Source organism: Trichocoleus sp. FACHB-591 (assembly GCF_014695845.1).
Taxonomy (GTDB): Bacteria; Cyanobacteriota; Cyanobacteriia; order FACHB-46; family FACHB-46; genus Trichocoleus.
The window spans coordinates 129,306-137,875 of record NZ_JACJPA010000087.1; the positions used below are offsets into that span (position 1 = coordinate 129,306).

At 48.1% G+C, this 8,570-nt stretch carries 8 protein-coding genes, 1 tRNA gene and 1 pseudogene; 7 read left to right on the forward strand and 3 right to left on the reverse strand.

The genetic code is table 11. From position 1 onward, the window contains the following. Positions 1-475: 475 nt before the first annotated feature. Both H6F90_RS16190 and H6F90_RS16195 read left to right on the forward strand, forming a co-directional pair. Positions 476-2,716: an Rne/Rng family ribonuclease gene (locus H6F90_RS16190; protein WP_190553410.1), complete on the forward strand. Its 2,241-nt coding sequence runs from the start codon at positions 476-478 to the stop codon at positions 2,714-2,716. Positions 2,717-2,743: 27 nt separating this feature from the next. Continuing rightward, the gene (locus H6F90_RS16195; protein ID WP_190553411.1) at positions 2,744-3,427 is read left to right on the forward strand and encodes a ribonuclease HII; all 684 of its coding nucleotides are present in this window, start codon (positions 2,744-2,746) and stop codon (positions 3,425-3,427) included. Between the two features lie 28 nt (positions 3,428-3,455). Here H6F90_RS16195 and H6F90_RS16200 read toward each other — a convergent pair whose 3' ends face one another. Continuing rightward, a complete protein-coding gene (locus H6F90_RS16200; protein WP_190553429.1) occupies positions 3,456-4,040 on the reverse strand; it encodes a DUF1997 domain-containing protein in 585 nt (194 codons plus the stop codon). 212 nt (positions 4,041-4,252) lie between these two features. Between H6F90_RS16200 and pheA the strand changes: the two genes are divergently transcribed. The 5 genes from pheA to H6F90_RS16220 all read left to right on the forward strand — a co-directional run bounded on the left by pheA (position 4,253) and on the right by H6F90_RS16220 (position 6,868). Beyond that, positions 4,253-5,119: a prephenate dehydratase gene (gene pheA, locus H6F90_RS16205; RefSeq protein WP_190553412.1), complete on the forward strand. Its 867-nt coding sequence runs from the start codon at positions 4,253-4,255 to the stop codon at positions 5,117-5,119. A 224-nt stretch (positions 5,120-5,343) separates the two neighbouring features. Then, positions 5,344-5,589, forward strand: a complete 246-nt coding sequence (locus tag H6F90_RS30390) for a hypothetical protein (RefSeq protein ID WP_206756183.1) — start codon at positions 5,344-5,346, stop codon at positions 5,587-5,589. Next, on the forward strand, positions 5,565-5,915 hold the full coding sequence (locus tag H6F90_RS16210; RefSeq protein ID WP_190553413.1) for a hypothetical protein: 351 nt from the start codon (positions 5,565-5,567) through the stop codon (positions 5,913-5,915). Before H6F90_RS30390 ends, H6F90_RS16210 begins: the two co-directional genes overlap by 25 nt. Positions 5,916-6,151: 236 nt before the next feature. After that, positions 6,152-6,222: transfer RNA gene (locus tag H6F90_RS16215), tRNA-Cys, on the forward strand. A 208-nt stretch (positions 6,223-6,430) separates the two neighbouring features. Continuing rightward, positions 6,431-6,868 (forward strand): N-acetyltransferase family protein, encoded by a 438-nt coding sequence (locus tag H6F90_RS16220; RefSeq protein WP_370588030.1) that lies wholly within the window; start codon positions 6,431-6,433, stop codon positions 6,866-6,868. Between the two features lie 87 nt (positions 6,869-6,955). Here H6F90_RS16220 and aroC read toward each other — a convergent pair whose 3' ends face one another. Both aroC and H6F90_RS16230 read right to left on the reverse strand, forming a co-directional pair. Continuing rightward, complete coding sequence (aroC, locus tag H6F90_RS16225; RefSeq protein ID WP_190553415.1) at positions 6,956-8,044, reverse strand: chorismate synthase; 1,089 nt, start codon at positions 8,042-8,044, stop codon at positions 6,956-6,958. A 112-nt stretch (positions 8,045-8,156) separates the two neighbouring features. Next, positions 8,157-8,570, reverse strand: a pseudogene (locus H6F90_RS16230) (photosystem II q(b) protein); the annotation flags it as partial.

The following is an 8,570-nucleotide window of genomic DNA, read 5'->3' on the forward strand; positions in this document are numbered from 1 at the left end:
CTGCAACTCAGGAAGTCCTAAAGATTGAAAGCTTTTCCTGGATTAAGGTGTATGCTTATCTTTAATCGCTGCCAACCTAACAGGGTAGCATCGAAGTATCTGCACGCTATAATGCTTCTCAGATAGAAGTAGTTGAAGAACAAAAGCCTTTAGAGTTGCTGCTGAGTAGTGGCCTAAGAAAGGATGTTCTAGCCTGCTTCTGAAAGACTTTCTGCCGCCTGCGATTCCGCCGCTTCCAGTACCTAACCCTTTACAGGAAGGTTCTGTCTTAGATTACTGCACTCGTTAGCGCCTGATTGCTGATTGTTCACTCAATCATCGATTCTTTCATTCGATTGTTCTGTAGGCGGTCTGCACCTCACCCGGTTGAGACGCACTCAGTCTGCTTTTCTTCGACGTCAGCTTAAAGCCAGCAAAGTGTTAGAGGCGTAAGTGTTGTGGTGCCTTTACTGCTGCCAATTTTTGAGGAAATTGAATGCCAAAACAAATTATTATCGCTGAGCAGCATCGCATCGCTGCTGTTTTTTCTGAAGATCAAATCCAAGAGTTGATTGTTGCTACAGGCAGCCATCAGATTAGTGATGTGTACCTGGGTGTCGTTGAGAATGTTTTACCTGGCATTGACGCTGCCTTTGTGAACATTGGCGATTCTGAGCGGAATGGCTTCATTCATGTGACAGACCTAGGCCCACTGCGCTTAAGGCGCTCTGCCGCTTCCATTACCGAACTATTGGCTCCCCAGCAAAAAGTCTTAGTCCAGGTAATGAAAGAGCCGACAGGCAACAAGGGGCCTCGCCTTACAGGGAATATCACACTGCCAGGACGCTACTTGGTCTTGATGCCCTACGGTAAAGGGGTGAACCTCTCGCGACGGATTCGCAACGAAAACGAGCGCAACCGTTTGAGAGCCCTCGCCATCTTAATTAAACCTGCTGGGATGGGGTTGCTGGTCAGAACTGAAGCAGAAGGAATGGCCGAAGAAGCGATTCTAGAAGATTTAGAAGCACTCCAAAAGCAGTGGGAGTCTATTTTACAGGAAGCTAGCTCCACTAGAGCCCCTGCGTTGCTGAACCGCGATGACGACTTCATTCAGCGGGTGTTGCGAGATACGTACAGTGGTGAGGTGAATCGGATTGTCGTAGATTCTCACACTGGTCTCAAGCGGGTGAAGCAGCACTTGATCAACTGGAGCGGGGGGCGATCGCCGCAAGGGGTGTTGATTGATCAGCATCGCGATCGCATTTCTGTCTTAGAGTACTTCCGAGTTAATGCTGCAATTCGCGAAGCCCTGAAACCCAGAGTTGACTTGCCTTCCGGTGGCTATATCATCATTGAGCCGACCGAAGCTCTGACTGTCATTGACGTGAACTCTGGCTCTTTCACGCGATCGGCCACAGCCCGCGAGACTGTACTTTGGACCAACTGCGAAGCTGCAACTGAAATTGCGCGTCAACTCCGCCTGCGTAATCTGGCTGGTGTAATCATTGTTGACTTCATCGACATGGATACTCGGCGGGACCAGATGCAAGTTCTGGAGCACTTTAACAAAGCGCTGAAATCAGACAAAGCCAGACCTCAAATTGCCCAACTGTCTGAGCTAGGCTTGGTCGAGCTGACTCGGAAGCGCCAAGGCCAAAATATTTATGAACTGTTTGGTCGCACTTGCCAAACTTGTGGCGGTTTAGGACACACGGTTCATTTACCAGGAGAAGTGCCTCAATACGACGCTGATGTAGCAGAGCGATCGGGCACCTTTGGGATGAGAGAATCTGCCGCTCCTAGTACAGAGCCGCGTGTGCGAATTCGCGAGCCAATCAATCGGGAGCCAATCAATCGCGAACCGATTAACAGAGAACCAATTAACAGAGAACCCCTGAATCCTGAACCCGCTACCTTTAGTCCTTGGGAGGGACGGAGTGATGACTTAGAGTTTGACAGTGGCAGCGATCCGCTAGAGCCAGATTTAATGAACCATCCCAATTATCAGGAGCGGGGTGGTCCTGGTAACAACCGTCGCCGTCGCCGTCGGCGGATTGGCATCACTTTAGGTGAAGGGGAAGTTGCTCCTAAGGGACCGATTAATCCTAGAGAGATTATTCCTGCTAAAACGATCGCAGTTAAGGCGGAGTTTATTGCTGAAGCCGAAACAGTGTCTCCTTTAGAAGACTTCCCCGTCATTGTCCCGAAGGAAGCTGAATCTGAAAGGCCAGAGCGGGTAAAAACTGCCAAGCGAGAGTTTATTAAGCCCGTTGTTGAACCTCCTGAAGTTGTCACCGTTGAGATGACGCCAGAAGAACAGGATGTGTTTGCGTTGATGGGTATTTCCCCCTTGGTTTTAGTGAACCGAGAAGTCAAAGACCCTAAATCTACGATTATCCAAGTTACCTTGCCTGGAGAAGCACCGCCTGTACCGAGCGCACCCGTTACTCCGACCGAGAATGGCGCAACTTCCCCGGCTGTCGAGTTTGCTCCCCCTCGCTCTGCTGAAGTGCCGCGGGTTGCTCCTCCAGTTAGAAACACCCCAACTGCTGTAGAAACTGCACCTCCAACAGTCTCACCCGCCTCGGAGGATGTAGTAGAACGGCTTCAGCCTGAGACAAATGATGCTGAGGTGACACCTGCTACGACCGAAACAGAGGAAGATAACTTGGGGCCAGCTCGGCGTCGGCGTCGGCGCTCCTCTGCTGCTGACGCATCCAACAAAGCTGAAAGCTAGAGGGCTTGGCGTTTGGCTAAGGTGGCAATGCAGGCTAAGCAGCTTAAACTTCTAGAAGCACCAGATTTCCTTTACACTCAGGAACTGATTGCTGGTGTGGATGAAGTAGGCCGAGGCGCTTTGTTTGGGCCTGTGGTAGCGGCAGCCGTGATTTTGCCACCTAACAAGCTCTCATCTCTGATTCAGGTGGGTGTTACCGATAGCAAACAACTGTCGAGCAGGCAGAGACAACAATTAGCAGGTCACATTCGGACAGTTGCGATCGCCTGTCAAATTGGCCTTGCTTCTGTGGCCGAAATTGATCAACTCAATATCTTGCAAGCTTCGCTGTTAGCTATGCAGCGAGCTATCTTGAAGTTACAAGTTCAGCCAAGCTTGTGTTTGATTGATGGTAATCAAAAAATTCCGAGGCTAGCCATTACTCAACAGACCTTAGTCAAGGGTGACCAAAACTCGGTTGCGATCGCGGCAGCTAGTATTGTTGCCAAGGTTTGGCGAGATCAATTCATTGCTCGTTTGGCAGCTCATTATCCAGCTTACGATCTGCTGGCTAACAAAGGATATGGGACTACCCGCCATCGCCAAGCTTTGCAGCGGCTAGGACCTTCTCCTTTGCACCGCCGTTCGTTTGCTCCTTGTCGGGTGCGCGAGTCTAGCACTGCGTCAGTACTTGAGGCGATCGCGCCCACCTGCACTCAATTAGAACTTTAACTATCCGGATGATTAGTGCAGCGAAAGGCTAAGTTGTCGGGCTATTGATGGGCAAAGTAGCAGGTGGTGCTGTTGGTCTGGTTGCTTGAGCCTGAACCCAACGTCGATAATCTGACAACAACTGATGCATTAATCGTTGTTTGACGGTGAGCAAAACACTCTTCAATAAACCATTGCCTGTAGCTTCGAGTAATGGACGAGGCATGAATGAAAAAGGTGGCGGCAGCTCTACGTTAACCTCTAAGTTTGCCTGCCCTTTCAGATGAGTGACTCCATACAACAACACTGGAGAGAGTTGGCCTGCGAGGTTGAGTCTAAATCGTTGATTGATGTATTCCACTCCCCGAATCTCGCAAGCAACAGACTCTAGATGTACGGTTCCGTCACTGTCAGCCCATACTCTCATGTCAACAGTGGGTTGAATGCTTAGGTTCATGAAGGACAGAGGACGCATCTTTAAGCGGAAGCATTCTTCTGTTAGCAGCTCAACTCGACTAGGGTCGGCTAATGCATTCACGAGGCGTTGGGGTTGTCGTAAATAGTGTTGAATGGGAATAGGCTGTTCTGGAACAGCGATTTCCACCCCTTGGGATGCTACGAAGCGAGTGTACATGCGAGGATAAGTAAGGGTGCTGTTGCTATTCACTGAATTTTACAGTTTTTTTATAGTCTGAATCTCAGGCTTTTGACAGAACAAGTAATTTCACCCTTGTATAGTCCAGGTTTTCGTCAACGAATGATGATAGGTGATTAAATTCGACTTTTAAGAATCTTCATAAAAATAGTTAATTAGCTCACAGACTTACAGAGTAATAGATAGACTTTATGGCGGTATCAATTGCGCATTTGGGGCCTTCTGGCACCAATGCCGAGACAGCAGCATTGGCTTTTTCGCACCATTTGACCCAATCGACAGGCCAATCTACCCTGCTTTGTCCCTACTCCAACATTGGGCAAACTCTGCGAGCTGTAGCTCAAGGCGACACCCAGATGGCAGTTGTACCCGTGGAGAACTCAATTGAAGGGATTGTCACAATTACATTAGATACACTTTGGCAGTTCGATCAGTTGCAGATTCAGCAAGCCTTGGTTTTGCCAATTGTGCATGCGCTACTGTCAAGAGCAAAGAATTTAGAAACAATCAAGACGGTCTATTCTCATCCTCAAGCCTTGGCTCAGTGCCAGGAGTGGCTAGAAAAGTTTCTACCGAACGCCCAACTCATTGCTAACAATTCCACTACTGAAGCCTTGCAGCTTTTGGATGATGACCTCACCATTGCTGCGATCGCCTCTCCACGAGCGGCCCAACTCTACAACTTGCCGATGTTGGCTCATCCCATCAATGACTACCCAGGCAATTGCACCCGCTTTTGGGTTTTGAGTTTAGATTCTGCCCCTAGTGGTACTCATACTTCGCTTGGGTTTAGTGTTGCGGCTAATGTACCTGGAGCTTTAGTAAAGCCTTTACAAGTTTTGGCCGAACGGGGAATTAATCTGAGTCGGATTGAATCGCGCCCCACTAAGCGATCGCTCGGTGACTATTTATTTTTTATGGATTTTGAAGCAGACTTGCGAGAACCGTCTGTTCAAGCTGCTTTAGTAGAACTAAAAAACTATACTGAAACTCTTAAAATCTTCGGTAGTTACTCGGTAAAGAATATTCAACTAGAGACTCTATCCTCGCAGGTCTAAAACCTCAGTTCTTATCAACTTGAGTGACACTTCATATTCAGCTTGCTAGAGTCCAAATAATAAATTAAGTAAGAGCAGCCTTGAAATTCTTAGGGCTAGCCATTGAGGCTCTAACACGGCTAAGCATAGCTTGTAAGTCAACCCAGCTATAGCTTTCCCGAATTTGAATTTAGCTTTATTTCCAAGGCATCGCTGGCTCTCTGTTTGGAGACACGCTGTTAACTATGTCACCATTAATGCCTCAGTTTCGATTAGATTGCCATAACATACAGCCTAAAAAGAAAATAATAAATGTTAAAGGCTTTTCTGCCTCTTATGAAAGAAACTATCCTGTAATTAAAGTTCTAGAGCATCTTGCTACAGTTTTTGCTCTAGAAAATTTTCTCAAATGGTGTGAGGTCGTTGCCGATTATTCCATGCGTTTAAGAAAGCTGGAGTTAGGAAAATGTCCAAAACTATCGCCAATCTAACGCTGCCATTAGTTTCTTTAGAGATCGAAAACGTTTTAGATACCTATCACTACCATCCTTACCGCCAAGCGTTTGCGATACCAGAATTACGCGAGCAACTCATCGCTTATGTGCTCAATTGTGTGCCAGCTTGCTACGCCATGATTGAGGAGCACAGCGATTTAGAAGCAGACCCAACCTTAGTGCCTCGGCCCTTGCGCGATCGCCTGCGGTTAATGGTGAGAGAGGGAATTGAGCGCCTGGTTGAAGAAAACGCAGATTGGGTAAGCCACCACATTCCTCCAGAAATCAACTCAGGTTCCGCTCCCTCCAGTTGGTTTGGCTAATCCATTCCACTGATTTTCTGAGTTCTTAAATGGGGTGCAGAGGCAAATTCCCTAATGAAGGTGCAGTCCCCACCCCTTTGTTCCCAACCTATTGACGAACGGCATACAACTAAACAGCCAACAGGTGATCTCTACTGGTAGATGCTCATGAACTGAAATATGCTTGTTTGAAATAAAATCAGATTCAGATGATGAATTTGTGGAAAGATTTGATATACTTGTAATCCTGAAAGGTTGGCGGCATGGCCAAGTGGTAAGGCAGAGGACTGCAAATCCTTTACCCCCAGTTCGAATCTGGGTGCCGCCTTTTAAATTCGTTTTCTACCTTCTCGCAGAAATCCTTTTGTAGCACGAACTTCAAGTGCTTTCTAGGAAAGGTTAGTTTGCAAAATACGGAGCAATCCGTATGCCGAGGGCATTAAAACAGGACTATCAAGCTGAGACAGATTATCCTGCTGGTTTTGAGGTGATTGAGGATTTAATGAGTGAAAATCAGATCCGCCAATTCCGATGACGTGGCACTAATTTTCTCATTCATTCAGAAGAAGGCAGAATTTGATCGAAATATCGGTGCTTTTTCCAGTAACTTGCGGACCTCCGAAGAAAAAATATACAAAACACTTTTTGGCGTAGTTCCCTTTTCTTACGTCTTGTTCGCAGAGCTTTCAGGATGTGAAGTCGGCTTTGCCTTGTATGGATTCAGATACTCATCGTTTGCAGGTCAACCCAGTATTTGGCTCGACGATCTGTATGTAGATGAGGCGATGAGAAGCCAAGGTGTAGGTGTGGCGTTAATGACTCGTCTAGCTCAAATTTCTCAGGAAAATGACTGTACTCATCTTGCCTGGAATGCTGATGCTCGCAATATTCGCGGACTTAGTTTCTATCACCGACTGGGTGCAGATATTACAGAGCAACACGGTCATCGATGTTTCCTCAGGTGGGTTCCGTAGCCTGATATCTAGCAAGCTATAGAAAACCTGGAGAAACTCTAGGTCTTCTCCAGGCGAATTGTTGTTGTCTCCAGTAGAGCGATCGCCCTACAACACCTTACATTGGCCGTAATGACGTAAGAGGTGGTCGCAAAGCACCAAAGCAACCATCGCTTCTACCATTGGTACTGCCCTTGGTAAAACGCAAGGGTCATGACGACCTTTACCAGCCAATGTCGTTTCTTCACCTTCTGTCGTAACAGTACGTTGCTCCTTACGAATCGTGGCGGTGGGCTTGAAGGCAACCCGAATTACGATATCTTCCCCGTTAGAGATGCCACCTTGGACACCGCCAGAACGGTTAGTGGCTGTGCGAACTTCACCAGCTTCATCAATGTAAAATTCGTCATTATGCTCGCTGCCCGTCATTAAGGTGCCAGCAAATCCAGAGCCAATTTCAAAGCCTTTGGTAGCAGGTAAGGACATTACTCCCTTGGCTAAGTCGGCTTCCAACTTATCAAACACGGGAGAACCAAGCCCTTTAGGAACGCTGCGAACCACACATTCAACCACCCCACCTAGAGAATCGCCTTGATCGCGAGCTGATTCCACAAGGGCGATCATTTGCTCGGCGCACTCTAGGTTAGGGCAGCGCACAATGTTACTTTCAACTTGCTCTAGAGTGACGGTTTTGGAATCAATCACCGCTTCTAAATCTTTAATCCGCTTGACATAACCTAAGACTTCAATGCCAGCAACCTGCTGCAAAATCTTCTTAGCGATCGCCCCTGCTGCCACTCGACCAATGGTTTCTCGGGCCGATGAGCGACCACCTCCTTGCCAGTTGCGAATGCCATATTTGGCATCATAAGTAGCATCGGCATGAGAAGGACGGTACTTCTCCACCATCTCGTCATAGTCTTGCGATCGGGTATCCTTATTCCGTACCAAGATCGCGATCGGAGTACCTAAGGTCTTGCCTTCAAAGACGCCAGAGAGAATTTCGCAGGTATCGGCTTCTTTACGGGGAGTGGTAATCTTGCTCTGTCCAGGCCGACGGCGATCGAGTTCAAACTGGATTTCTTCAGCGGAAATCTCTAGTTTCGGAGGGCAACCATCGATCACGACACCTACCCCACCGCCGTGAGATTCGCCAAAGGTTGTGATACGGAATAAATGGCCGAAGGTGTTGCCCATATTTCTTTACATAACTCAGAGACTCTGATTTTAGCAGGGTTGAGGGTCAGCCATGCAAAAAGCGCCCCCCGTGAGGAGAGCGCTCTTTGTTTCGCTAGAGACTAGCTGAAGATTAACCGTGGATAGCAGGAGCGGTTAGCGCTACAGGAGCAGCTTCGCCCGCAGCCAGGTCGAGAGGGAAGTTGTGAGCGTTGCGCTCGTGCATCACTTCCATCCCCAAGTTCGCGCGGTTCAGCACGTCGGCCCAGGTGCCAATCACTTGACCCTGTGAGTCAATGATCGACTGGTTGAAGTTAAACCCGTTCAGGTTGAACGCCATCGTGCTGATGCCCAAGGACGTGAACCAGATGCCGATCACAGGCCATGCACCCAAGAAGAAGTGCAGAGCTCGGCTGTTGTTAAAGGACGCATATTGGAAGATCAAGCGGCCAAAGTAGCCGTGAGCTGCCACGATGTTGTAGGTCTCTTCTTCTTGACCGAACTTGTAACCGTAGTTCTGAGACTCGTTCTCGCTGGTTTCACGCAC